Origin of the sequence: Flagellimonas yonaguniensis (assembly GCF_029193885.1) — a bacterium.
In the GTDB taxonomy this organism is placed as follows: Bacteria; Bacteroidota; Bacteroidia; order Flavobacteriales; family Flavobacteriaceae; genus Flagellimonas; species Flagellimonas yonaguniensis.
This window is the reverse complement of the sequence record NZ_JARFVB010000008.1, coordinates 1-26,125: the sequence shown is the minus strand read 5'-3', so window position 1 is coordinate 26,125 and position 26,125 is coordinate 1. Positions and strand designations below refer to the sequence as shown.

Sequence of the window (26,125 nt, the reverse complement as noted above, 5' to 3'; positions counted from 1 at the left end):
ATGCCCATTTTATCTAGATTCAAAAGTACAGTTTTATTGTTGTTTTTGATGTTTTCCGCATGCAAGGGACAACAAAAAGAAACCATTTCTGCTTCACAAACAAATAGCGAAGCGTCTGCTCCCATAAAAGTGGCGGCTAACCGAACCGGAGTTTACCTGCCTCTTCTAGAAGAAAAAAAGGTAGGTATAGTGGCGAACCCAACAAGTGTTATTTTTAAAGAGAATGGAAACACCCACTTAGTGGATTCTTTACTGTCCTTAGGGGTTGATATCAAACAGGTTTTTGCCCCCGAACACGGATTTCGAGGTACGGCAGATGCCGGAGAACATGTAAAGGATGGTGTGGATACCCAAACGGGATTGCCCATTATTTCGCTTTACGGCAAAAACAGAAAACCATCAAAAGAACAGTTGAGCGAGTTGGATGTTGTTGTTTTTGACATTCAGGATGTAGGGGTGCGGTTTTATACGTTTATTGCGTCCCTACAATTGGTAATGGAAGCTTGTGCTGCAAATGACGTTCCCATCATTGTTTTGGATAGACCGAATCCCAACGGACATTATGTGGATGGCCCCAGCATGATGAAAGAACATACCAGCTATCTGGGAATGAACACGGTTCCTTTGGTATACGGGATGACGATGGGCGAATATGCTCAAATGTTAAATGGCGAAGGCTGGCTGGAAAATGGCAGCAAAGCAGATTTGACCGTTATTGAATTGGAGAACTACACACATGAATCCGAATACCACTTACCCATTCGTCCTTCGCCCAATTTACCCAATGACACCTCGATTACCTTGTATCCGAGTTTGGGGTTGTTTGAAGGTACCAATGTAAATGCGGGACGTGGTACGGAATTCCAGTTTCAACGATATGGGGCTTCGTTTATGGATACTACGGCCTATGATTTCAGCTACGTGCCCGAGCCCAACTTCGGTTCCAAATACCCGAAAGAAGAAGACAAAACCTGTTATGGTCGTGATCTCTCGGAAACCCCAAGAATGGACGAGGTTACCATGCAATGGATCATCGATGCTTACAATAACACCTTGGACAAGTCCAAATTCTTTTTAACGAGCGGATTTACCAAACATGCGGGCACTCCCTTACTCCAAAAACAGATTGAACAAGGATTGTCCAACGAAGAAATCAAGGCCACTTGGCAAGATGACTTGAAGAGCTTTAAGAAAATAAGGGCAAAGTATTTAATCTATGATTAATTCTCCGTCGTAGGCCTCCGATATTTATGGAAAGGTTGTTTAAGTAGCCCTTTGATGCTACTGTTCTCCTTTTCATCAGGAAAAGTATCAACTCCATATACAATGTCTTTAGGATCCATTGTCATATAAGTGCCGAACAATCGATCCCAAATAGAAAAAATATTTCCATAGTTGGAATCGGTATAGGGTAATTGATAATGATGGTGCACTTTGTGCATATCGGGACTTACAATGAACCAACTGATGGCATTGTCCACTTTTTTGGGCAAACGAATATTGGCATGGTTGAATTGTGAGAATACCACAGATAGACTTTGATATAGCATAATGATACCGATGGGCGCCCCAACAATGACAACTCCCGCCAAAGTGAACGCATATCTGATCAAACTTTCCAATGGGTGATGGCGATTGGCCGTAGTCGTGTCCACATTATGATCGGAATGGTGGACCAGATGAACCATCCATAACGGTTTTACCTTGTGTTCCACCCAATGTGCCGCGTAGGCACCAACCAAATCCAAGAGCATTACCCCAAGAAGCACATAAAGCCACAAAGGCATTTCGGGCAACCAGTTAATAATCCCAAATTGATTCTCGACCGCCCAATCTGAAGACTTAAGCAGCAAAAAAGCCAATGGGAAATTAACAATGATGGTAGTCAATGTTAAAAAGAAATTGGGAATCGAATGCCTCCACTTTTTGTAGGACACATTGAAGAGGGGCACAATTCCCTCCAACACCCAGAAAAAAGTGATTCCTCCCACCAAAATCAGGCTGCGGTGCCACGAGGGAATGGTCTCAAAATATGAAATCAGTTGTTCCATTCCCTCAAATATAGCAAATCATTAAAACTTGATGGTTTTTTTCATTTCTTCCACAATATTGAAGGCCGCAGGACATATCGCCACGTTTTTCATGGTAAGGTTGGCAATCTGCTGGAACTTCTTTCTATCCGTATGCGGAAACTCACGGCAAGCCTTGGGACGAACATCATAAATGGAGCAGTAATTATCAGCTCCCAAAAAGGCACAAGGAACGCTCTGCAACACATAATCGTTCTCCTCATCAACCTTTAAAAACCCATCAATAAATTGTGAGGGCTTCATCCTAAAATGTTTGGCAATCCGCTCAATATCGGCATTGGTGAACAACGGTCCCGTTGTTTTGCAACAATTGGCGCAAGTAAGGCAATCGGTTCGTTCAAATTCGGCCTCGTGCAACTCCTGCATGGTATAATCAAGGTCCTTTGGCGGACGCTTTTTCAGCTTGGCGAAGAACTTTTTGTTCTCGGAATGTTTCTCCCTGGCCTTTTGTGGTAGATCCTTGAGTATTTCATCCATAACAAACTTTTTTATAAGAAGGTGCATCCTTTAAATGTCATGCTGAACTTGTTTCAGTATCCATCATCAATAAAACGGATGCTTTTTGATGAGACCTTGGGACAAGCTCAGGGTAACGTACATTTTTCATGCGAAGTACGAACTCAAGAACAAACTTATCCATTTTAAACCTTTCCGAACAATTAAAGTCCCACCTTTGCAGAAACAAACCGAAACTATGGCAGATGTTTTTGGAATGGCCCTGAAAGATTATCAAAACGGCCTATACACAGAAGACATAAAAACCTATTCATCTTTAGATGAAGAAGATGTGATTCCTGTTCCGTATTTGTTTCGAACGTTTGATGAAATGCCCAAAATTGAGCAGAAAGCCTTGCAATTGGCACGCGGCAAAGTATTGGATATAGGTGCTGGAGCAGGAAGCCATGCCCTTTATCTTCAAAATAAAGGATTGGATGTAACAGCTTTGGACAATTCTGAAGACGCCATTGCCGTGTGCAAGAAAAGAGGTATGGAATCCACCGTATTGAGCAATATCCTTGATTACTCAGAAGAAAAATATGACACCCTGTTATTACTGATGAATGGTGTCGGATTAGCCGGCAAACTGAAAAATTTAAGTGAGTTTTTACAGCATTTGGCTTCATTATTGCAGTCCAATGGTCAGGTTTTATTGGATTCCAGCGATATTGTTTACATGTTCGAGCAAGACGATGATGGCGGCTATTGGATTCCTGATGACGGAGCCTATTATGGCGAAGTAACCTTTGAAATGGAATATAAAGGCCACAAAAGCAAACCTTTTGATTGGATTTACTTAGATATCAATACGTTACGAAATGCTTGTGAATCCAATGGTTTTAATTGCGAACTGGTAATTTCTGGTGAGCATTACGACTATTTAGCCAAGCTCACGTTAAAAAAATAATAGATTCCGATGTGGAACGTTTAAAAAGATATTAATCTGTTATGAAAAAAATTGCGCTCTTTGCCCTATATAGTTTTGGATTGATGCTAAGTTGTTCCAAGGATGCGGACATCTCTTCTCCGGGCTCCAACTCAAATCTAAAAGCCGGAAACCTATTATCTACGGGAGCATCTGCCAGAGACATATTGTCCAACGATACGTATGACAAACTTTTGATCGAAATCGATTATGTCACAGGTTTTGCCCCTACCGCTGGGGCCATAGCCAATTTTGAAGAATTTTTGTTGGCTCGCACCCATAAAGAAACCATTGAATTCAATTACACGGCACTTTCCTCTCCGAACGAAGAGACTTTGACCCTTGATGAAGTGGTCGATCTAGAAAGCGAGAATAGGGACGAATACAATGATGGCAGTACCCTTGCTATCCACATTTATTTTGCCGATGCTCCTTCGGACAGTGATGTAGAAGGTGAAAACCTTGTGACATTAGGGGCTGTTTATCGCAATACTTCCATGATCATTTATGAACGTACCATAAAAGAGTTGACCGAAAATAGCTCCATTAGCACTGAAGAAGTGGAAACGGCTACAATTCTTCATGAATTTGGGCATTTGTTTGGATTGGTAAATCTATCAACAGAATCAGTGAACGACCATGAGGATCCAGAAGCAGATAATCACTGTAACGCTGATCAATGTTTAATGCGTGCCGAATTGGAGTTTGGAGCCTCTCTTTTAAAGCAGATGGAGAAAAACACCTCCAAAGGTCTTGCTTCCGTTCCAGACTTTGATAGTGATTGCCTATTGGATCTTCAGAAATATGGGGGGCGTTAATCCTTGGAATTTAAGGGATATTCAAATATTTATGTGTTTGTAGGGAAACCTTCCATTTAGGATGTTTCATCACATAATCCACGATTTGTGGCATCATTTTGTCGCGCATACTCCATTCGGGCTGTAAATAAAGAATACAATCATCATTCACTTTGGCTGCTTGTTCCTCAGCAAAAATAAAGTCGTGCTTGTTATATACGATTACCTTGAGTTCGTGGGCTTTTTCATAAATATCGTCCACGGGAAGCTTGTTCTTTTTGGGCGATAGACATATCCAATCCCAGACTCCTGTCAACGGATAAGCCCCAGAAGTTTCAATATGGATGGTCATATCCTTGGCCTTGAGACCTTCAGTGAGTGGTCCCATATCCCAAGTAAGTGGTTCCCCTCCGGTAATCACAATGGTATCGGAGTATTTTTCGGCATTGGCGATAATACTATCAATGGATGTGGGCGGATGCGTTTCGGCATTCCAACTTTCCTTTACATCGCACCAATGACAGCCTACATCACATCCACCGACCCTTATAAAATAAGCGGCCGTACCTTTGTGATAGCCTTCCCCTTGAATGGTATAAAATTCTTCCATCAAGGGCAGCATCAAGCCCTTTTCCACCAAATCCATCACGTTTTCTTCTACCATGGTGCAAAGATAGTGCGAAGAAATTGCATTACCGTGCAACTTCTCGATTATTGCTTGAGGGTAAAGTGTCCCTTTTTCTGATGAACCTTTCCATTGATATCCACCAGCTCCAAAACATACCAATAATCGGTGGGTGGCAATACCTTGCCATTGAGTACCCCGTTCCACCCCTCTTTCATGGGGTCCCTTTGGGCAAGTAACCTTCCATAACGATCAAAAATGTAAAAAACACCCTGTACGTAAAACTCTTCTGTTACCCCTAAAACTTTGACCTCATCGTTGATACCGTCGCTATTCGGAGTGAAGAATTTGGAGACACCAATGACACCCACACTGATTCTATCCAGTCCACAACCATTCCTATCCATGGCATATAACGTATGTAGACCTGGAGCCACATTTGTAAAAACTGCTTCTTCCTGCATATTCAAGGAGTCGTCCAAAGAAAAAACGTAGTTGCCAAGACCTAATTCCCCATTTTGATGAATGACCGTAATTGTTCCCCTTTCCCCATCATCCTCCACTTGTACAAACTGCGGCAGCAGCTCGGGAGGTCCCGATTCGTTTACCTGAAATGATCGAGCCTCTGAGACACAACCGTACTCAGAAGTGGCCACTACACTGTACAATCCTTGTTTCGAAATTCTGATGGCCGCATCAGTTCCAATTACCTGGCCATTTTCATCATACCATTCATATTGATGGTTCCCATTTGCAGTGGACGGGCGCACTAAAACGCTTTGCCCTGTACAATACATATAGTCTTCCCCTATATTAAAAGAAGGAATAGGGTACACATTGAACAACACGTACGAACCCACCCCATAGCAGGTTCCCGAAGCTTGGTCTTCCACCCTTACAAACAGGGTTTCAGCATAAGGTGTTGTGTTGGTATAACCGCTTGTTTCAGTAATCGCATTGCGATTCAGGTAAGCATCATCTTCATTTTGATAAAAGGACACGGACAAATTTTGATTGTTGGGAAACTCCAAAAGGACGGCATTCGTTGCTTCTCCCAAATCAAATGCAGCTATTCCATCTGCAGTTCCCTCATCACAGGTTTGTTGCTCATATTGGTAATTGGATGGCAGCGAAGTAGTACTGACATCCAGAAACAACTTGCCAACAGAATAACAATAAACCCCTGACCCTTCGGCCCTAAAATAAAGCTCACTTGCGACACTATTATTGAAAAGTGTATCAGGCAGTGGGTTCACATTGTTTTCCGCATCACTTTCGGACAAATAAAAAGTAATGTCCAAATTCACATAATCCGACCTGATTAGATACAAATATTGTGTCAAATCAAAATCCATAAAACCATCAAGTGTACCATCGGAATCACAATTGGTAATCGTGAAACCCTCATTGATGACCGGTTTCAGCTTTACCTCTGCCTCCACGGCGATTCTTTCCCCCGTTAAGCAACCATTATTGGAGGCCATGGCATAAAATGTAGTATTTGACACCAGCCAAGGCGTTTGGAATGTATTCCCCGAACCAATTGGGCTTCCTCCTGTTTCCGAATCGAACCAAATAACATCCCCTATGGTTGAATTTGCCTGTAAAGTCACGGTTCCTGGACCACAAACAGTCCCTGATGCGACATCTGATATTTTAGGCGTAGTGATTTTGGTGCTGGCAGAAAGAGTCAGCGTAGGATCTCCGGGCATTCCGCCATATTCAACAATGTAACCTTGAGGCTCATAGATTCCATCACCACCAACAATGGGCAAATCGTTCCATGATCCAGTTATCCCCAAACTTGGAGCAGTAATATGAGCGTAATCCTCATCATTCAAATCATTGGGTTCGTTGGTGTTCCAAAAAGCAAAATTTGGCGTACTTCCGTTACCGACACCATTCCAAAAAACCGTACCCGCTTCAGGACCTGTCACCCACTTCCATTGTCCTTCATTTGCTTCATCCGTACCACCGATCCAACCTGTTCCGGCAGCCTGTTCTCCTGTGAGTTGGGCTTCGGCTTCAGAGGTTATGGTGGCCAAATAGCCTTGGAGCCCAAAAAAGGTTCTGCTCTCGGCAGCGACTACTGCATCATCCCATCGGATGCCCAAATCGGGAATATATTCATAATAATGCCCTGTTTCAGGCAAATAATTGGCGCTACCTATCGTGAATGAAAAGTATTTTTCTTCCGTTGGCGATGCTGATGTGCTCTCGAACACCACATCGTTCACAGCAGCGATCAAATCCGAATAGGCTACTGCACCTCCAGAAGGTCCTTTGATAGTTAATTTCCCCTCTTGATCATTCCAGCTTGTGGTAACATTGGGATGACCGTTATCCAAACGCAAAATATCCGACCCTCGCTGATAGCCCGTGGAAATTTGGATGTAAAAAGCTTCGATTTCCATATCGTCAGGATCTATGATGTCAAATGAAGTGGCAATGGCAATTGAAGTTTGCGGACAATAGATCTGATTTCCGACTGCTGACACTTCAGGAGCTATATTGACCTGTGAACGAACCATGAGTGGAATGAACAAAAAGAAGCACACCAAAAAGATGAGCAACCTTCTTTTTTCAACGGTAAACCACCGTAAAAAACATCCTCTTAGCATTCCCATAAACCCTTGATCATTGAAGATGGCAAAACAAGAAAATGCCTCCAATTATTTAAGTCCATTGTTCCATATCTTCGACAAGTCAATACAATGCCCTATTTTACAGCGATAACGTCAATCTCTATATTACCATTGGCAGGAACTCCCTTGGCTGCAAAAGTGGTTCGGGCAGGTTTCTTGGTAAAATATTGGGTGTAAACCTCATTGAATGCGGCGAAATCCTCAATATTGGCCAAGATCACGGTGCATTTCACCACATTGTCCAAGGTCATTCCATGTTGCTCAAGAACATCCTCAATATTTTCAATGGCTTGTTCAGTTTCCTTTTGAATACCTCCATCAACCACGGTACGGGTGGTATGGTCCATACCCATTTGCCCGGCCAAAAAATACATATTGCCCACTTGTACGGCATCACTATAAGGAGCACTTTGCTTTTTGGGCTCGTGCGATTTATGGAAAATAACATCCGTACTTTCCTGAGCATAAGATGTGGTCATTGCCCCAATCATCATAATAAAGAACAACGCATAACGAAAAGGTTTCATAATCCGGTTTTTAGTTTTGCCTAAAATTACCCTATTTTTATCGCAAATTGAACAAGATGGGCAACAAAGAAAAATTCTTTGATCATATAGAGCAAGGCTACACGATGAAAGGCGATTATATTACCGTGGGTGCTGGAATGCTGGACGGCGAAACCATGACCAACGCCTACATAAAGGTTCCCTTGAAAACTATGAACCGCCATGGGCTCATTGCTGGTGCCACGGGTACAGGCAAGACCAAAACCCTTCAGGTATTGGCCGAAAACTTATCCGATAAAGGAATTCCCGTATTGCTCATGGACCTTAAAGGAGATCTGAGCGGGATTGCCCAACCCAGTCCCGGACACCCAAAAATTGATGAACGTCAAGAAAAAATAGGGCTTCCATTTGAAGCCAAAGGATTTCCAGTGGAAATTATGTCCTTATCAGAACAGAACGGTGTTCGTTTACGGGCAACTGTCTCCGAGTTTGGTCCTGTTTTGTTATCCAGAATTCTGGACCTGAGTGTTACCCAAGAAGGTATCGTAGCGGTAGTTTTTAAATATTGCGACGACAATAAGTTGCCATTGCTGGATCTGAATGATTTTAAAAAGGTGCTGCAATATGCCACTGGTGAAGGAAAAGAAGAGTTCCAAAAAGCATACGGACGTATTTCCACAAGTTCCACTGGAACCATCTTGAGAAAAATAATCGAATTGGAACAACAAGGGGCCGACCTCTTCTTTGGGGAAAAATCCTTTGATGTGGACGATTTGGTTCGGATTGATGAAAACGGACGTGGGTATGTGAACATTATCCGCTTGACGGACATCCAAGACCGTCCAAAACTGTTCTCAACATTTATGTTGAGTTTATTGGCGGAGATTTATTCCACTTTCCCCGAACAAGGTGATAGCGAACGCCCGGAATTGGTATTGTTCATTGATGAAGCACACCTGATTTTCGACAATGCCAGCAAGGCACTTTTAGATCAAATTGAAAGTATTGTAAAACTGATACGCTCCAAAGGTATTGGGCTTTATTTTGTGACCCAGAACCCGACCGATGTACCCGATGATGTACTGGCTCAATTGGGGTTGAAAATTCAACATGCACTCCGTGCCTTTACCGCCAAGGACAGGAAAGCCATAAAATTAACGGCACAGAACTACCCCATTTCCGACTATTACGATACAGCAGAGGTGTTGACTTCGTTGGGAACAGGAGAAGCATTGGTATCTGCATTGGATGAGAAAGGACGTCCGACCCCACTGGCCGCTACCATGATGAGAGCCCCCATGAGCCGCATGGATATTTTGAGCGATTCCGAGATCAAGGAAGTATTGGACAATTCCAAATTGATCAAAAAATACAATGAGGAAATAGACCGCGAAAGCGCCTACGAAATCCTAACGGAAAAAATAGAAAAGGCCGAAAAAGAAGCCGAGAAAGAAAAAGAAGAAAAGAAATCAACAAGCCGACGGTCATCGAGCCGAAGGAGTACCCGAATGAACCCCGTGGTCAAGGTTTTAACCAGTGCCACATTCATAAGGGGTGTATTGGGCGTATTAAAAAAAGTGATTCGATAATTTTTATATGAAAAAGACAAACAGCGTTATTATCCTGGTTTTAGGGATGGTATTGATTCATTCTTGCCAAAGAGACAATACATTTTTGATTACCGAAACCAGTGTTGGGCCATTGACCCAAACCACTAAGGTCAGTGAACTGGAATCCACCTTTGCAAACGATTCGGTCGTAGGGGATGAAGCTCAAATCAATTTAGGGATTTCCCCGAAAAAAATCGAGGTTTATGAAAAAGGGGGCAAACACCTTCTATCACTTAAAGCAAACTCGGACAGTATCCCAACCATAGAGAACATAATGGTTATGGATCCTCGTTATGTTTCTGAAAAAGGTGTTGGATTACAAAGTACGTTCAAGGACATCCAGAGCAAATATGATATAAAAAAGATTGTGACCACATTGAACAGCATTGTGATATTTCCCAAGCAAAGCAATCTTTATTTTACGATTGATAAGGAAGAACTCCCAGAAAATTTACGGTTTTCAACTTCAGATATCGAAGCTGTTCAAATTCCTGATGATGCCAAAATCAAATATTTGATGCTGGGCTGGGAATAATCCCTTTGGAATTACAGCAAACCGTATTTTTCACGATTGGCCAGCACTTTGGGACTGTTGTCGTGCATCCATTCAGCTAAGTCGAGCAGTTTTTCCACGTAGGACTGTCCAAAATCCGTAAGGCTATACTCTACCCGAATGGGTACTTCGGGATAGGCTTTTCGTTCGATGTACCCATCAGCTTCAAGTACTTTCAAGCGCTGACTCAGCACTTTATTGGATATTCCATAAACGTATTTCTTGAGCTTATTGAACCTCAGTACGGGAAAGTAGCCCAGCCAAAGAACAATCAAAGTACTCCACTGATCGGAGGCCACGGACATTACATCTCGAACTGGACACAGCTCGGGCGGATTCTTGAAATCTATGTGCCCAAACATTTTTTCCAATTTTTTTACCGTTCTAACTTTCTGATTTTCAGTAACAGTTTCCATTTATATACTTGGTTTTCAATTTGTCACCTCTTTTCTTTTCTAAAATGAATATGTACTTTTAGTATCAAAATAAGAGTAAGTTACAAAAAGTAACCTCATGAAAAAATTACTCAACAAAATAATTCCATTGGCCTATGGGCAGTACTTCAATGCTTACAGCCTCATTGCCCCTAAAAAAGTGGCGAATGATGCCTTTCATGTATTCTGTACAGTGCGAAAAGGGAGAATCAAACCTGAACAAGCTGCCTATTTGGATGATTTTAAGCTTGCCACGGAAGAAGTTGCAGGACATATAATACAATCGTACCACTGGCCGGGCAACAAAGAAACGGTATTGCTTGTCCATGGTTGGGAAAGCAACACCTTTAGGTGGCGCAATCTTATCAAAAAACTTCGGGATGCCGATTTCAACATTATCGCTTTCGATGCTCCTTCGCATGGCTATTCTTCAGGAAAGCACTTGTATGTCCCTTTATATGAGGAGGCAGTGAACCATATGGTAAAAAAGTACAATCCCAAACACCTTATCGGGCATTCGGTCGGTGGAATGACCATCCTCTACAACCAATACAAAAATCCGAATGACACAGTTGATAAAATGGTGACCATTGGTTCCCCATCCGAATTTTATGAGATCATGGAGCACTTTCAAGATTTATTGAAGTTCAATAATCGGGTCATGAAGCATTTGGATGCGTATGTGCATGACCGGTTTGGATTCAAAATCGATGAATTCTCAACCTCCAAGTTTGCCCAATCCATCAGTAAAAAAGGGTTGTTGTTCCATGATAAGCATGATAAAATCACACCGTACCATGCTTCTGTAGCGGTCAATAAAAACTGGAAAGACAGCGAACTTATAAGCACCGAAGGGCTTGGACACTCCATGCACCAAGATGATGTAAACGATCAAATCGTATCATTTTTGGAAGCTTGATAAAGTTGTCCTACTTTTCAGGAAAAATAGACCATGCAAAAAATACCCCCCTTCCATGTTGCCGTTCCCGTACACAATTTAGATGAATGCCGTGCCTTTTATCGGGATGTGCTCGGTTGTAAAGAAGGAAGGAGTGCCGAACAATGGGTTGACTTCGACTTTTTTGGACATCAATTCGTGATTCACTACAAGCCAAAATCCGAAGAGGAAACCCATACCAATCCAGTTGATGGAAAAAATGTACCGGTCCCCCATTATGGTGTGGTTCTGCCATGGGAAACCTTTCAAACATTTTCCAAAGAACTGATTGAAAAGGGAATTGATTTTGTCATCGAGCCTTATATCCGTTTCAAGGGAGAGCCTGGGGAACAAGCCACGATGTTCTTTCTGGACCCAGCGGGAAATGCATTGGAATTCAAGGCTTTCAAGGATATGGGACAGCTGTTCGCCAAATAAATCAAACTAGATTGATGCCTTTTTTCTTTACCCAGATTTGGGCAAAAACCATATTGGGCACCCAGCATAGCCAAGCAACTATCTTGTAGGCCAACAAAAACTCGCCGAACACAATGGTCAGGAAGGGCAGCCAAATCCGCAAGGTCACTGCCGCAAAACAAGCAGCATAACTATAAATCATCATGCCCTGATGGAGTGAAAGGTCTTTATTTTTTACGGCAATATATGCCCTTGTGGTCGTGAAAAGCCAAATTACCCCAAGACTTATGAACCCCAAAGAGGAAATCAAGCCTCCTGTGGCAAAAAATCCTAGATACACACCACACAATCCACTTATCAAAGCGGACACTACGTATACCTTCCCAAGGTTTCTATGCAATTTCAGACGCTTGGTTCTCAATTTTTTCACAAACTGCGACCAACCGACCAACAAGGCCAAGCCTCCAAAACTGATATGGCCGTAAAAGGCCGTTTTCCAAAGTACGCTCGCCAATAGTTCATTGGGCTTATTCATCAAAAGTCCAAAATCGTCCGAAGCAAACAAATAAACCAAAGGATATAGACCTATACCAATGGCCAGAAAGACGAAAACCACCCAAGCTACTTTGTTTCTTGTCGTTTGAGCCATAATGCTGGATTTAGCAGGAAGTAAGTTATCGATATTTTGATGACAAAAACAAGAAAATCAGCTGTAATTCGTTATAAGTGTACAAATTAGGCCCCCAAGCCTTACCCAAATCCTACTGTTATGAAGACAATTTTACTTCTGGTCACCCTTATTTTTTCCGCTATGGCCGTATCCAGTTGCACCAATGATGAAAGTGAAACCGAGTTTGAATACATCAATCCGGATGAGGAGCAACAGACTGCCTTAAAAACCGAAGTAAAACAAGAAAGCAAGTAAGGTTTTATGCGTTATGACGCTCTCGTGCCAACAAGGTGTTCTTGAGCAACATGGCAATGGTCATCGGCCCAACTCCACCGGGGACAGGGGTAATGTACGATGCTTTTTTGCTTACATTCTCAAAATCCACATCTCCCGTGATGTAATATCCTTTTTCTTTGGTTTCATCAGGTACGCGGGTAATCCCCACATCAATAATGACCACCCCGTCCTTGACCATATCCGCCTTTAAAAACTTTGGAACTCCCAAAGCAGAAATCACAATATCCGCTTGAAGTGTCAAATCTTTTAAGTTTTTGGTTCTACTGTGCGCCAAGGTCACGGTCGAGTTTCCAGGGCTCCCCTTTTGACTCATTAAAATACTTATGGGCCTTCCCACGATATGGCTTCTTCCGATCACTACGGTATGCTTTCCTTCGGTTTCCACCTTGTATCTCTTCAGTAATTCCATAATACCGAATGGAGTGGCTGAAATGAAGGTTTCCATATCCAAGGCCATTTTCCCAAAATTGGTCGGATGGAATCCGTCCACATCCTTATCGGGGTCTACGGCCATGAGCACTTTTTCCTCATCAATATGTTTGGGCAAAGGAAGTTGAACAATGTAGCCGTCAATGGCCGGGTCGTTGTTCAATTGGTGTACTTGCTTTAGCAAATCTTCTTCTGTGGTCTCTTCGGGAAGATGAATCAATGTGGATTCAAATCCTATTTTTTTACAAGAACGCACTTTGCTGCCCACATAGGTTAGACTAGCGCCATCGTTACCTACCAAAACGGCTGCCAAACGGGGGACTTTTTCGCCCCGCTCTTTCATTTGGGCCACCTCAACGGTGATTTCTTCTTTAATCTGGTTCGACACTTTTTTTCCGTCAAGGATTTCCATGGGTTGTGTTGGTTTTAACTTCTAACTAAGGTTATCTCATGTTCTGCATCATCTGCATCATCTTCTTGCCTCCACCACCTTGCATCATCTTCATCATTTTGCTCATTTGATTGAATTGCTTGAGCAACTGGTTCACTTCTTGGATGGAAGTTCCGCTACCTGCGGCAATTCGTTTTTTGCGGCTTGCGTTTAACATAGCTGGTGTAGATCGTTCTTCGGGCGTCATGGAATGGATGATTGCCTCAATGTGTTTAAAGGCATCATCATCAATATCCAATCCTTTCAAGGCTTTTCCCGCACCAGGAATCATTCCCATGAGGTCCTTCATGTTCCCCATTTTCTTGATTTGCTGAATCTGGCTCAAGAAATCATCAAACCCAAACTTATTTTTGGCGATTTTCTTTTGAATCTTACGTGCCTGTTCTTCATCGAACTGTTCTTGGGCACGTTCCACCAAGGACACCACATCCCCCATTCCGAGGATACGATCGGCCATACGGGATGGGTGGAAGACATCAATGGCTTCCATTTTTTCCCCGGTACCGATGAACTTGATGGGCTTATCCACCACGGATTTAATGGAAATGGCGGCACCACCCCGGGTATCACCGTCGAGCTTGGTCAAAATAACCCCGTCAAAATTCAGGACATCGTTGAAGGCTTTAGCGGTATTCACGGCATCCTGACCTGTCATGGAATCCACAACAAATAGGGTCTCCTGTGGCGCTATGGCTTTATGGATGTTGGAAATTTCCGTCATCATCTGCTCGTCCACGGCCAAACGACCTGCGGTATCGATGATCACTACGTTGCACCCTGCACTTTTTGCATGGGCAACACCTGCCTTGGCAATGGCCACAGGGTCGTTGTTATCGCGATCGGAATATACTTCCACGCCTATTTGGTCCCCTACTACGTGCAACTGATCTATCGCCGCCGGGCGGTACACATCACAAGCCACCAAAAGTGGTTTCTTTGATTTTTTGTTTTTGAGATAATTCGCAAGTTTACCGGAAAAGGTAGTTTTACCAGAACCTTGCAAACCGGACATCAAAATTACCGACGGATTACCAGTCAGGTCAATTCCCTCGGTATCCCCACCCATAAGTTGGGTAAGTTCATCCTTTACCAACTTGATCATGAGTTGACCTGGCTGGAGGGTGGTCAACACGTTTTGGCCCAGTGCTTTTTCCTTTACCGTATTGGTAAATTCCTTGGCTATTTTAAAGTTAACATCGGCATCCAACAAAGCTCTTCGAACTTCCTTAAGGGTCTCTGCTACATTGATTTCCGTAATCTGCCCATGTCCTTTGAGGACGTGGAATGCCTTATCTAATTTTTCACTTAAATTATCGAACATGTGTTCTTTGTTTTAAAGGAGGGACAAATTTAAGAATAATATAAAAGAAAAAGGACGGCTTTGGGGAGGGCCGTCCTTCTTTTGAAAAAAGATTGGGGAAAATCTTTACGGTTTCTCGAATACCAGGGTATTCGTGGAGTCGTCATCGCTATCATTTGAAAGTTCAATTCGGGTGGAAGTGATGGAAACCACCTTCCAATCCTCGGTCAGTTCGGCAAGGTCATCATCGGTATCAAAATTGATGTAGAACTTCAAGCCTTCCTCGGAATCCCTTAGCACTCTCCAAAGACCATTGGCAATGGGGTCTGCATTCACTGATACTTCCACTTGATTCATGGTTCCAAAATCGAAATTCATTCCAGTGTAAGAAGTGGTCAAATCCGTTTCTCCCTCTTTGTACAAGGCAACGTTCCAAACTCCGCCCATGGCAATGTTCCTGATTTCTGCGACATCACCATCTCCAGCACTGTCATCACAGACACGCAAAAGAATCATTTCATGGTCGGTCTCATCGATTTCGAACCTCAAACGGGTTTCCAACATTTCCCTTATGGGCCATTCAAAACTAACCCCGGGTTCGTTACCGATCGTAATCATAAGGGAAAGTTGATATTGGCTGTTGAGACCGGTTTCCCAATTACCTTCCATAATGTTCGTTCCATTGCTCAAGGTTACGGTACCGCCAGCTGCAAATTGGAATTTATACCCTAATAGCCTATCAATTTCATCACCTTGATTCTTCACTTTCTTGATGACCCATTCACACTCATTAAGGATGGACAAAAATGTGTCATTATCAAACCCTGAACCTATATCGCAACGCTCCTTGAGTATGATTTTGTTGCCATTGTCTTTGTAGAACTTGATCAAATCATCATCCAGTTCATAGACATACCAATCCAAAGAGAAATCTGCGGAATTTTCTACATTAAGGCTCAAAAGGACTCCGTTATCGGTCATACTTGTATTCCATGTACCATTCATGGATGCTCCTGAATAATTGGAAACGACCACTGTTCCGTCTTCGGCAAATGTCATCAATTGTTCAAAATATTGGTCGGTATTGTCCACCTCTTCGCGGATTACCTGCCTAACCTCCAAAGGGCATTCCAATAACAGGTCATCGAGTTCCTCCAAAGTGAAGTCATCATCATTGTAATCGTTATCATCATCCTCATCACATTCGTTTTTTGCCATTTCCAAAGTGGCAGCAAGTTCTGCATTGTCCTGGACCGTTACTTGAGTACCATCAAACTTTTTTAGACTGATAGGAAACTGGATGCTTATGAGGTCATTATCTTCAAGTTCACCAAAAAACCTTCTCATCCCTTGATCATTCTCTACCACAACTTGACCGGATTGTTGGTTATCCACACCAAAAGTGAAAAGCGTTATGGGGTAAACAAAATCAATGCACTCAATATCGTCATCATCTCCACCTTCAAGACATTCGCGGGCCAATACCGCAAGCTCGTCTTTATTTTCGATGGCTATCTCATTAAAATCGGAAAGTGTGATTGTAATCGGGAAAATGATATCGAGGGTATCATCATCGTCATCAAATTCATCAAAAATTTCTTCAATAAGTTCTAAATCATTTTCGGAGTCAATATTGATCTCCACTCCATTTACATTGACAGTATAAGGGAATTGCACTGCAAAACAACTGGCACCATCCACGATATTGTCATAAGAACCATCGTGAGAGGACGTTTTTTCTATTAAAACAGCTGTTATGGAATTGGCTGTTATGGTTTGTTCCTCGCTGCCTCCTCCGATTTCTTCGTATTCTTCTTGACAGGAGGACAGACTGAGGGCAAATACAACAAGTGCTGCACGCAACATGTTGTTAATCAACTTTTTCATAACGTTTGAATTTTGGGGTTATAATTCAATCTTAAAACAACACTCAAAAAAAAAACCCTACTTTTTCTAATTTTTTTTCAAATATATTTGAATCGACAAAACAAATTCTTTCATGAGCAACGTATGTGAAGACCATGTTTTCAGCAAAGTTTTCAAGACCCATTCCAAAACGGTCTTCAATTACATTTTCTACAAATTCGGAAATGAGGAAAAAGCTCATGATGCCGTGCAGGAAGCATTTGTGAAGCTCTGGCAGAACTGTGCGACAGTAAGCCCTGAAAAAGCTAAATCCTACGTTTATACGGTGGCCAACAACCTATACTTAAATGTAATAAAGGCCGAAAAAGTCAGGCTAAAACATGCTGACCGCCATGTAATGGACCGAACCAACGAGTCCCCTGAGTTTTTAATGGAGGAAAAAGAGTACAAGGAAAAACTGGACAATGCCCTGAACGCCCTTCCCGAAAACCAAAGGACCACTTTTTTGCTCAATAGAATCGATGGTAAAAAGTATGCGGAGATTGCCGAAATGGAAGGGGTAAGCGTAAAAGCGATAGAAAAGAGAATGCATTTGGCACTCAAGAGTTTGCGGGAGCGTATTGATGGAATATAGAATTAAAAATTTATTTTGATTTTACGGTAGGGTAAATCGATAAGCAATTGTTAGTATAATATAAAGCAGAACCCATGCAAGAAAATCATTTGGCAAAATGGCTGAGCGGAGAGCTTTCCGATGAGGAGCTTCGAGAGTTTGAAAATTCCGAAGCGTTTCCCTCATACCAAAAGCTCAAGGAGATTTCAAGCAAGTTAATGGCTCCCGATTTTGATACGGAAAAAGCCTTGAAACGCTTGAAAGATGAGCATATTGCCAATGCACCAAAAGTGATTTCCTTGAACCCGTTCAAGAAATTCCTTAGGGTCGCTGCCGTTATCGCCGTACTTCTTACAGGGACTTATTTTTATGTTAGCACTTTGAATGATAAAGTTGCAACAGAATTTGCCGAACGTTCCGAAGTGGTTCTCCCAGATGATTCCGAAATCTTCTTGAATGCCGATTCACAAATAGCTTACAGCAAAAAGAACTGGGACCACAAAAGAAACGTTGATTTAAAAGGTGAGGCTTTCTTTAAGGTCGCCAAAGGAAAAAAATTCACGGTCTCCACAGACCACGGAACGGTTGCCGTCTTGGGAACACAATTCAATGTGGAAAACAGAAAAGGTTTTTTTGAAGTGACCTGCTATGAAGGTTTGGTAAGCGTTACCCATAATAACGAGGAAATAAAACTGCCCGCAGGGAATTCTTTTTTGGTCATCAATGGTAAAATTGTCAGTGCTAGAAAACCAAATGGCACCTTGCCATCTTGGATGAACAACGAAAGTAGTTTTGAAAGCATTCCTTTAAAGTATGTTTTATCCGAACTGGAAAGACAGTTCAACATTAAAGTGTCAACAAAAAATATTGATACAAACCTCTTATTTACAGGGTCTTTTAACAACACAGACCTGAATATGTCGTTAAAAAGTATAAGTACCCCCTCCAAAACACGTTTTACAATAGACGGAGACAACGTACTTTTTTATGCTGGGAACACACAACAATAAACATTTAGGCCTTGTCCTCGGTTTTATGTTTTTTCTGCTATGCAGTGTCAATGCACAGGAAAAGCAACAGTCTTCCATTGACCTTGTTTCCTACTTAAAATCATTGGAGACCCATTACGACATCAAGTTTTCATATATCGATGAGGATTTGGATGGACTTACGATTGTTGTTCCCGAAAACCTCAATTCCATAGAAGAAATTCTACGCTATATCAAGGATACGTTTCGTATTGAAATAGAAAAACTCAATGAACGCTACTACACCCTTTCCAAAAACAATCGAGTGAACATCTGCGGAATAGTATTGGACAATTTTGCGGACAACACTGTAATGGGGGCCACAGTGGAGGTTTTGGGTACCGATACCGCAAAGATCACAGACAAGAACGGTGCATTCTCCCTGGAAAACATTCCCCGTGACGCATCCTTACAGATTAGATATTTGGGTTTTGTCACCAAATATGTGAAAGTTGAAAGCTTATTGCAGCAAAATGGATGCCCCAAAATACTACTGGCCACTTATTATGAGCAGTTGGATGAAGTATTCGTATACAAATACCTTACCTCAGGGATTATCAAGGAAACAGATGCAAGCATCACATTGAACACCGCCGAGTTCGGAATTCTTCCAGGATTGATTGAACCCGACATTCTGCAAACGGTCCAGGCCTTACCAGGCATCAAAAGTATTGACGAAACCGTATCGGACATCAATGTCCGTGGGGGGACCAACGACCAGAACCTCATGCTGTGGAATGGCATTAAAATGTATCAATCTGGTCATTTTTTTGGGCTGATCTCCGCTTTCAACCCTTATCAAACCGATAAAGTAACCGTTTACAAAAACGGGACTCCAGCAAATTTCGGGGATGGTGTGAGCAGTGTCATACAAATGGAAACGGGCAATACCATTACCGAGTCTTTTAAAGGCGGTGGAGGTTTCAATCTGATCAGTGGAGACCTTTATGCCGAAGTACCCGTAACCAACAACCTTGGGATTCAATTTTCGGCAAGACGCTCTGCTACCGATTTTTTGAGAACACCCACCTACAAACAATTCATCAACAGGGCATTCCAGGATAGTGAGATTACACTTCAGAACAACAATACGGTTGACGATGAATTCATCAGGGATGAAGACTTTTTCTTTTATGACTTTTCCGGAAAAATCCTTTACGACCTCAACGATGGCCATAAAATACGACTGAGTGCGATCCACATCAAAAACAATCTAAAATTTGAAGAGACCAATGTCTCCGCAAATGAAACCAACGTCAGTTTATTGAAACAGGACAATATTTCCGTCGGAGGTCAATTACAGAGCAATTGGACGGATAGGTTTTCCACGTATCTCAACGTGTATTACTCCAGATACAATTTGGATGCGCAAAACATTTTCGCCAATCAGGTGCAGCAGTTGTTCCAGAACAATCAAGTAACGGAAAATGCACTCAAATTCGACACAAATTATATCCTAACGGATGAATTCAGTTGGAACAATGGGTATCAATATATTGAAACAGGAATTGCCAATGCCACTGTAATCAACGAACCCGATTTCAACAGTGAGATCAAAGGCGTTATCCGAACCCATGCACCTTATTCCCAAATCAATTACAATTCGCCCGGGAACAAATTCATCGGAAAAATCGGTGCACGTTTCAACTTTGTGGAAAATCTGGACACCTTCAAGAAATTGTTGATCGAACCCAGGGTCAACCTTAACTTTAAATTGGCCAATTATCTAAGAGCCGAAGTCTTGGGCGAATTCAAAAGCCAGACTACCAACCAAATCATAGATTTGGAGCAAAACTTTTTGGGCATAGAAAAACGCAGATGGATTCTTTCCAACGACAATACGCTCCCAGTGACCAAGAGCAAACAAGGCTCGGTTGGCATCAATTACGAGAAAAATAATTTTTACGTGGGTGTCGAGGGGTTCTATAAAAATGTGGACGGCATAAGCACAAGCACCCAAGGATTCCAAAACCCACATCAGTTTTCAGGCGAAATAGGCAGTTACGATGTTCAAGGGATTGAATTGCTCATCAATAAAAAAGGAGACAATTACAGCACTTGGCTGAGCTATGCGTACAATAAAAATGAGTTTACATTTGATTCGATTGTTCCACAATCCTTCCCCAACAATCTGGACATCAGGCACACGGTTACCTTTGCCAGTACATATACCTACAAAGACCTGAAATTGAGTATTGGTTTAAACTACAGGACCGGCAAGCCATTTACAGAGCCTGTTGAGGGAGACGAAGGGTTGGACCAAGGTTATTATCCACCCAGAATCAATTATCAATCCCCGAACAGTAGTAGATTGCCCGAATATTTCAGGGCTGATGCCTCTGCTATTTACAATTTTCAATTGAGCAGACGTATTAGGGCAAATGCTGGACTTTCCATTCTTAATTTCACAAACAGAAAAAACACCCTCAACAAATATTACCGTGTCAACGAGGATGATGAAATTGAAACCGTTGAAAACATCTCACTCGGTATTACCCCGAATGTGAGTTTTAGAGTGAGTTTTTAAATTTTGTAGATTTATTGAATCAATCTCCCCGATTCAGCTAGTCTGAATCACCCCTCTTTTTCCAAGAGGGGAGCTTTTTAATTAGAGATTGATGAAGAAAAGAATCCACAACCGCAAAGAATTAGAAAATTTCAGAAAAAAGTTACGAAAGAACCTAACTCCAGCTGAAGCCTTTTTATGGAGACACCTAAAAGCTAAAAAACTAAAGGGTAGACGTTTCAACCGTCAGCATAGCATCAAAAACTACATTGTGGATTTCTACTGTGCTTCAGAAAAATTAGTGATAGAATTAGACGGAGCCGTACACAATACAGCCAAAGCCCGAGAATACGATGCAAAACGCACCAAAGTCATAAACGAACTAGGTTATACCGTAATACGGTTTGAGAATAAAATGGTATTTGAAAACTTGGAAACCGTATTATCGGAAATTACTGAACATTTTAAACATACCCCATAGGCTTCTCCCTTTTTAAAAGGGAGATGTATTTTGACCAAAGGTCAGAATACAGAGGGTTTTTACATCCTTTCCGGAACATCAATACCCAACAAACGGAACGCTGCCTGAATCACCTCGCCCACTTTTTGGGACAACTGTACCCTAAAGTTTTTCTTTTGCTCATCAGTTTCACCCAAAATAGACACTTGTTGATAGAAAGAATTGAACTCCTTTACCAAATCGTAGGTATAATTCGCAATCAGTGCCGGGCTAAAGTTTTCTGCGGCCAACTGAATCGTTTCTGGAAACAATTGAATCTGCTTCAACAACTCTTTCTCCTTTTCGTGCAAGTCCAGAGAGGTCTCGACTGCGCTCGACCTGACATTGTCAGCCTTCCTTAAAATGGATTGTATCCTAGCGTACGTATATTGAATAAAAGGCCCCGTGTTTCCTTGGAAATCCACAGACTCTTCAGGGTTAAATAGAATACGCTTCTTCGGGTCCACTTTTAAAATGTAATATTTAAGGGCACCCAAACCTATGGTTCGGTACAATTTCTTTTTCTCCTCTTCGGAATAACCGTCCAACTTGCCCAATTCTTGGGAAATGGATTCAGCAGTATCCTCCATATTTTTAATGAGGTCATCAGCATCCACTACGGTACCTTCCCTACTCTTCATTTTACCACTGGGCAGATCTACCATTCCATAACTCAAATGGTACAACTGCTCCGCCCAAGAATAGCCTAACTTTTTCAGGATAAGGAACAATACCTTAAAGTGATAATCCTGCTCGTTGCCCACCGTATAGACCATTCCATTAATATCGGGATAATCGGTTACCCGTTGAATGGCCGTTCCGATATCCTGTGTCATGTACACTGCTGTTCCATCGGAGCGCAATACGATTTTTTCATCCAATCCATCCTCGGTTAGGTCTATCCAAACACTACCATCTTCTTTTTTAAAGAAAACACCACGTTCCAATCCATCCTTTACCACATCACGGCCCAACAAATAGGTATCACTTTCATAGTATAGGGTATCAAAATCAACACCCAAATTCTTATAGGTGGTATCAAAACCATAGTACACCCAACCGTTCATTTTTTTCCAAAGCGACACAACTTCATCATCACCAGCTTCCCATTTACGAAGCATTCCTTGGGCCTCCAATAAAATTGGCGCCTCTTTTTCCGCTCTTTCTTTAGGTGTGCCTGCCTCGACCAATTCGGCAATCTGCTCTTTGTATGCTTTATCAAAAGCCACATAATATTTACCCACCAAGTGGTCTCCCTTCAAACCAGAAGATTCCGGGGTTTCGCCTTTACCGAACTTCTGCCAGGCCAACATACTTTTGCAGATATGGATTCCCCGATCATTAATGATCTGGGTTTTGTACACCTTTTTCCCCGAAGCCTTCAAAATCTCCGCCACGGAATACCCCAAAAGATTGTTTCGGATATGCCCCAAGTGCAAGGGTTTGTTGGTATTGGGCGATGAATATTCCACCATTACCGCATCATCCGACTGGGATTTTACATAACCGAAATCCGTATCATCTAAAATGCTGTTGAAGAAATCAAGGTAGTAGCTATCGGCAATAACAATGTTCAAAAAGCCTTGCACTACATTGCATTTGGATACATCTTCCACATGTTCCACCAGATATTCCCCGATTTTGGTCCCAATCTGAACCGGGTTCCCTTTGATTTGGCGCAACATAGGGAAAACCACTACGGTAATATCACCCTCAAAATCCTTTCGGGTAGGTTGAAATTCCACCGTGGGCAGGTCAACTTCGTACAGTTGTTTTACCGCCTCGATCACTTTTTGGGTCAAATCGTTCTGCAAACTCATCTAAAAGGCTTTTCAGGGCGCAAAACTACGCAATTTTTGGGCTTATCCCTCACCTTGTCCAAATGGTCCACCGTAATTTGATTAATTTTAAATATGCTATTGAACGTCTCCTACTCCGATAAGGACATATCAAAAAAAATTGACGATGCCTTGGGCAAACCCTTTCCTATCAAAGAGCGTTTTGCCATGGATGGAATCGGTTCCCCAAAACTGCATATTACTGAGGCCAGTCTGGATATTTACAACCTCCTGGTCCTGGACAACAACCTGAACACCTGCAATATTGAAATCCGTCCCAATGGCATTATCGTGAGATTCCGTTCCCGTTTGGAGACCTATGGGCTCATCATCCCCTACTACAAATTGAATGTGTACAAGGGAGACATTGGCATTTACTCCATTTATATGGACCATTACTTTATAAAAGTACGCTCGGACACCAAGGCGATTCAACGATTCTTCCGTAAATTGATGGACCACCGTGCAGACAACCTGCCCACCAATCTGGAAGATTTATGAATTTGTTTGATTCATGCCCGACAAGGAATCCGCTTATGGATAAAGAAGGTAAAAAGCCATTTCGAAATGAGACACAATGCGTCGATTGGAAAATCTTTTTTGCAGGCACAAGAGCACTGTCATTCTGAAGAAGCGTAGTGACTGAAGAATCTCTTTTTTCAAGCTCAATCAAGTACAAGTTTCATGCTCAAGAGCGAAAGATTATTCGCTCCGCTCAGAATGACAAAAAAAGAGTATTCAGGATTATTTGTGGAATTCGTGTCAAATTCTTTTGTTCTAACTCCCACGCTGTTAAAATACTATTAAGCCCCATCGGGGATTGCGTATTTCTTTGCACTTTGTCACAAAATTACCCCAAGTTCGTCTAAACAGCAGACAACCTTTACTCCCCCAAAGGCGTCTTATTAATGAAACCATAGATGTGATTATGTCCGTAAAACAGACTTTATTTCTTGCTTATTTTTCGCTTTTGATGGCGTTTCCGATGGCCGCCCAGACCATTAATTCGCGTTTGGTGGATGCAAAAACCCAAAAAGGAATTCCCTACGCCACTATTCAATATGGGGAACATAAAGGTGTGATTTCCAATGAAGAAGGACGCTTCAGCTTTGTACTGGAAGAAGGCACTGCGCTACCCGATTCCATCTACGTTACTTCCATGGGCTATGGGAAGAAAGGCTTCACTTTGGAGCAGATGCAGGACAGTTTGGTTGCTTTGAATGCCAAGGCCATTGAATTGAGTGGGGTTTATGTGTTCGACAAGGAACTCGAGGTGGATGACATCATCGATAAAATGATAGAACATATACCTCAGAATGTGAATAAGGGCCCCATAAAACAACGCTTTTTCCTTCGAAAATCAGAACTGGCCAATATACACAAAGTGGATTTTGGGTTTGAAAAATCATCCATCAAAGAATTGAACAAAGAGTTGATGGACAGCATTGCCCGATCTATCCCTAAAAATGCATCACACTATACCGAAAGTTTTGGCGACTTCTATAAAAACAACACCGATTACAAGCTCAACATTATAAAAGCGGCCGACCTGTACGATAAACGGGACGTGGGTTCCTTTGAAGAATTGGCGGAACACATGGAGGATATTTTCACTCAGAATGTTAAACCAGGTTCTTATCTAAAGATAAAATCAGGGATTTTCAGTGAAAAAATACAAGTGGATTCCATTCTGGACACCATGGACGATGAACGGATGGAGCAAGCCAAAAAATTAAAGGCACAGGTAAAAAAAGACAGCATTTCAGGCTTGACGGATAGCCAACGCTGGCAGTTTAAGGAAATGCTGAGCCAATTGTATTATAAGGAGGATACAAAACTGGACTTTGTAGATAAAACACGCCGTTACGAATTTCAACTGGCCGGCTATGCCGATATTGGCGATGCAGGAGTGTATGTAGTGGACTTTTGGCCCAAGCGCAGCAGTGCCGATTTTAAGGGTCGTCTCTACATCAACATTGAGGACTTTGCCGTGATGCGGCTGGATTTTACCAATACCCAACGTCTGCGCAACTTTAGATTGTTGGGCATTACCTATCGCGAAACGGTGTACAAAGGCACCATGCGGTTTGCCAAACTGCCCAATGGCAAATACGATCTCCAGTTCATGGAATTGGCCGATGGCAAATTCTTTGGGGTGGACAGACCCTTAAAAGTGGTGGAAAAGAACAAACACGTTAAAGGTCGTCGCAAACAGAACGAATTGAAGCTGAATATTGACTTTCAGATGAACATGACCAATAAATGGGAATTGGTGGTGTTCAACCAAGACAATATTGCCGAAAACGAGTTCAAGTCGTTTGAAGAAGATAAAACGGTACAGGCCACCTATATGCCACGCTATGATCCCGAATTTTGGAAAGGCTATACCATAATGGAGCCCAACCAGGCCATTCGTGGGTTTACAGCCGAAGAGGAAGATTAGTTATGAGTTTTGAGTTAAGAGTGTAGATACCCCGATCTTTAGGACAGTTTCTCTACAAAACTAATATAATTCAAGCCGCTCTCTTAAATAGATCGATAGGTCTTTCATAGTCGATGGACTGGTGTCTTCTTTCATGGTTGTAATAATC

The 26,125-nt window shown here is 42.2% G+C and carries 25 protein-coding genes; 14 read left to right on the top strand and 11 right to left on the bottom strand.

Going from position 1 to position 26,125, the window contains the following annotated elements; translation table 11 throughout:
• The gene (locus tag PY092_RS13085; RefSeq protein ID WP_275616249.1) at positions 1-1,224 is read left to right on the top strand and encodes an exo-beta-N-acetylmuramidase NamZ family protein; all 1,224 of its coding nucleotides are present in this window, start codon (positions 1-3) and stop codon (positions 1,222-1,224) included.
• Here the strand turns inward: PY092_RS13085 and PY092_RS13080 are convergent.
• Both PY092_RS13080 and PY092_RS13075 read right to left on the bottom strand, forming a co-directional pair.
• A complete protein-coding gene (locus tag PY092_RS13080; protein WP_275616248.1) occupies positions 1,221-2,051 on the bottom strand; it encodes a sterol desaturase family protein in 831 nt (276 codons plus the stop codon). The two genes, PY092_RS13085 and PY092_RS13080, sit on opposite strands and share 4 nt — an antisense overlap.
• A gap of 21 nt (positions 2,052-2,072) precedes the next feature.
• Positions 2,073-2,567, bottom strand: a complete 495-nt coding sequence (locus tag PY092_RS13075; RefSeq protein ID WP_275616247.1) for a YkgJ family cysteine cluster protein — start codon at positions 2,565-2,567, stop codon at positions 2,073-2,075.
• 217 nt (positions 2,568-2,784) lie between these two features.
• Between PY092_RS13075 and PY092_RS13070 the strand changes: the two genes are divergently transcribed.
• Positions 2,785-3,495 (top strand): class I SAM-dependent methyltransferase, encoded by a 711-nt coding sequence (locus PY092_RS13070; protein WP_275616246.1) that lies wholly within the window; start codon positions 2,785-2,787, stop codon positions 3,493-3,495.
• A 41-nt stretch (positions 3,496-3,536) separates the two neighbouring features.
• Positions 3,537-4,331, top strand: coding sequence for a hypothetical protein (locus PY092_RS13065; protein ID WP_275616245.1), 795 nt, complete (start codon positions 3,537-3,539; stop codon positions 4,329-4,331).
• 10 nt (positions 4,332-4,341) lie between these two features.
• Here PY092_RS13065 and PY092_RS13060 read toward each other — a convergent pair whose 3' ends face one another.
• Genes PY092_RS13060 through PY092_RS13050 form a run of 3 tightly spaced genes read right to left on the bottom strand, consistent with a single transcriptional unit; the run spans position 4,342 to position 8,107 of the window.
• A complete protein-coding gene (locus PY092_RS13060; RefSeq protein WP_275616244.1) occupies positions 4,342-4,974 on the bottom strand; it encodes a 7-carboxy-7-deazaguanine synthase QueE in 633 nt (210 codons plus the stop codon).
• 47 nt (positions 4,975-5,021) lie between these two features.
• Entirely contained in the window at positions 5,022-7,607 is a 2,586-nt protein-coding gene (locus PY092_RS13055) for a T9SS type B sorting domain-containing protein (protein ID WP_275616243.1), read from the bottom strand.
• A gap of 47 nt (positions 7,608-7,654) precedes the next feature.
• Complete coding sequence (locus PY092_RS13050) at positions 7,655-8,107, bottom strand: Rid family detoxifying hydrolase (RefSeq protein ID WP_275616242.1); 453 nt, start codon at positions 8,105-8,107, stop codon at positions 7,655-7,657.
• A gap of 56 nt (positions 8,108-8,163) precedes the next feature.
• On the opposite strand from PY092_RS13050, the gene PY092_RS13045 reads away from it, so the two are divergent.
• Both PY092_RS13045 and PY092_RS13040 read left to right on the top strand, forming a co-directional pair.
• Positions 8,164-9,675, top strand: a complete 1,512-nt coding sequence (locus PY092_RS13045) for a helicase HerA-like domain-containing protein (RefSeq protein WP_275616241.1) — start codon at positions 8,164-8,166, stop codon at positions 9,673-9,675.
• A gap of 7 nt (positions 9,676-9,682) precedes the next feature.
• The gene (locus tag PY092_RS13040; RefSeq protein ID WP_275616240.1) at positions 9,683-10,231 is read left to right on the top strand and encodes a hypothetical protein; all 549 of its coding nucleotides are present in this window, start codon (positions 9,683-9,685) and stop codon (positions 10,229-10,231) included.
• 11 nt (positions 10,232-10,242) lie between these two features.
• Here PY092_RS13040 and PY092_RS13035 read toward each other — a convergent pair whose 3' ends face one another.
• Complete coding sequence (locus tag PY092_RS13035) at positions 10,243-10,665, bottom strand: winged helix-turn-helix transcriptional regulator (protein ID WP_275616239.1); 423 nt, start codon at positions 10,663-10,665, stop codon at positions 10,243-10,245.
• 97 nt (positions 10,666-10,762) lie between these two features.
• Here PY092_RS13035 and PY092_RS13030 point away from each other — a divergent pair, with 97 nt between their 5' ends.
• Together PY092_RS13030 and PY092_RS13025 are read left to right on the top strand one after the other, a co-directional pair.
• The gene (locus PY092_RS13030) at positions 10,763-11,602 is read left to right on the top strand and encodes an alpha/beta hydrolase (RefSeq protein WP_275616238.1); all 840 of its coding nucleotides are present in this window, start codon (positions 10,763-10,765) and stop codon (positions 11,600-11,602) included.
• Between the two features lie 33 nt (positions 11,603-11,635).
• The gene (locus PY092_RS13025) at positions 11,636-12,058 is read left to right on the top strand and encodes a VOC family protein (RefSeq protein ID WP_275616237.1); all 423 of its coding nucleotides are present in this window, start codon (positions 11,636-11,638) and stop codon (positions 12,056-12,058) included.
• A 1-nt stretch (position 12,059) separates the two neighbouring features.
• Here the strand turns inward: PY092_RS13025 and PY092_RS13020 are convergent, their stop codons facing one another.
• Positions 12,060-12,686: a DUF2306 domain-containing protein gene (locus PY092_RS13020; RefSeq protein WP_275616236.1), complete on the bottom strand. Its 627-nt coding sequence runs from the start codon at positions 12,684-12,686 to the stop codon at positions 12,060-12,062.
• Positions 12,687-12,806: 120 nt separating this feature from the next.
• Between PY092_RS13020 and PY092_RS13015 the strand changes: the two genes are divergently transcribed.
• On the top strand, positions 12,807-12,962 hold the full coding sequence (locus tag PY092_RS13015; RefSeq protein WP_275616235.1) for a hypothetical protein: 156 nt from the start codon (positions 12,807-12,809) through the stop codon (positions 12,960-12,962).
• A 4-nt stretch (positions 12,963-12,966) separates the two neighbouring features.
• Here PY092_RS13015 and folD read toward each other — a convergent pair whose 3' ends face one another.
• The 3 genes from folD to PY092_RS13000 all read right to left on the bottom strand — a co-directional run bounded on the left by folD (position 12,967) and on the right by PY092_RS13000 (position 17,071).
• The gene (gene folD, locus PY092_RS13010; RefSeq protein ID WP_275616234.1) at positions 12,967-13,845 is read right to left on the bottom strand and encodes a bifunctional methylenetetrahydrofolate dehydrogenase/methenyltetrahydrofolate cyclohydrolase FolD; all 879 of its coding nucleotides are present in this window, start codon (positions 13,843-13,845) and stop codon (positions 12,967-12,969) included.
• A 31-nt stretch (positions 13,846-13,876) separates the two neighbouring features.
• On the bottom strand, positions 13,877-15,205 hold the full coding sequence (gene ffh, locus PY092_RS13005) for a signal recognition particle protein (RefSeq protein WP_275616233.1): 1,329 nt from the start codon (positions 15,203-15,205) through the stop codon (positions 13,877-13,879).
• Positions 15,206-15,310: 105 nt separating this feature from the next.
• On the bottom strand, positions 15,311-17,071 hold the full coding sequence (locus PY092_RS13000; protein WP_275616232.1) for a hypothetical protein: 1,761 nt from the start codon (positions 17,069-17,071) through the stop codon (positions 15,311-15,313).
• A gap of 112 nt (positions 17,072-17,183) precedes the next feature.
• Here PY092_RS13000 and PY092_RS12995 point away from each other — a divergent pair, with 112 nt between their 5' ends.
• The 4 genes from PY092_RS12995 to PY092_RS12980 all read left to right on the top strand — a co-directional run bounded on the left by PY092_RS12995 (position 17,184) and on the right by PY092_RS12980 (position 21,678).
• Positions 17,184-17,684, top strand: a complete 501-nt coding sequence (locus tag PY092_RS12995; protein WP_275616231.1) for an RNA polymerase sigma factor — start codon at positions 17,184-17,186, stop codon at positions 17,682-17,684.
• 74 nt (positions 17,685-17,758) lie between these two features.
• Positions 17,759-18,673 (top strand): FecR family protein, encoded by a 915-nt coding sequence (locus tag PY092_RS12990; RefSeq protein ID WP_275616230.1) that lies wholly within the window; start codon positions 17,759-17,761, stop codon positions 18,671-18,673.
• The gene (locus tag PY092_RS12985) at positions 18,651-21,218 is read left to right on the top strand and encodes a TonB-dependent receptor (RefSeq protein ID WP_275616229.1); all 2,568 of its coding nucleotides are present in this window, start codon (positions 18,651-18,653) and stop codon (positions 21,216-21,218) included. Before PY092_RS12990 ends, PY092_RS12985 begins: the two co-directional genes overlap by 23 nt.
• 91 nt (positions 21,219-21,309) lie before the next feature.
• Complete coding sequence (locus PY092_RS12980; RefSeq protein WP_275616228.1) at positions 21,310-21,678, top strand: endonuclease domain-containing protein; 369 nt, start codon at positions 21,310-21,312, stop codon at positions 21,676-21,678.
• A gap of 59 nt (positions 21,679-21,737) precedes the next feature.
• Here the strand turns inward: PY092_RS12980 and argS are convergent, their stop codons facing one another.
• Entirely contained in the window at positions 21,738-23,516 is a 1,779-nt protein-coding gene (gene argS / locus PY092_RS12975) for an arginine--tRNA ligase (RefSeq protein ID WP_275616227.1), read from the bottom strand.
• A gap of 93 nt (positions 23,517-23,609) precedes the next feature.
• Here argS and PY092_RS12970 point away from each other — a divergent pair, with 93 nt between their 5' ends.
• Positions 23,610-24,035: a hypothetical protein gene (locus PY092_RS12970; RefSeq protein ID WP_275616226.1), complete on the top strand. Its 426-nt coding sequence runs from the start codon at positions 23,610-23,612 to the stop codon at positions 24,033-24,035.
• A gap of 427 nt (positions 24,036-24,462) precedes the next feature.
• A complete protein-coding gene (locus PY092_RS12965; protein WP_275616225.1) occupies positions 24,463-25,977 on the top strand; it encodes a carboxypeptidase-like regulatory domain-containing protein in 1,515 nt (504 codons plus the stop codon).
• The last annotated feature ends 148 nt before the right edge of the window (positions 25,978-26,125 follow it).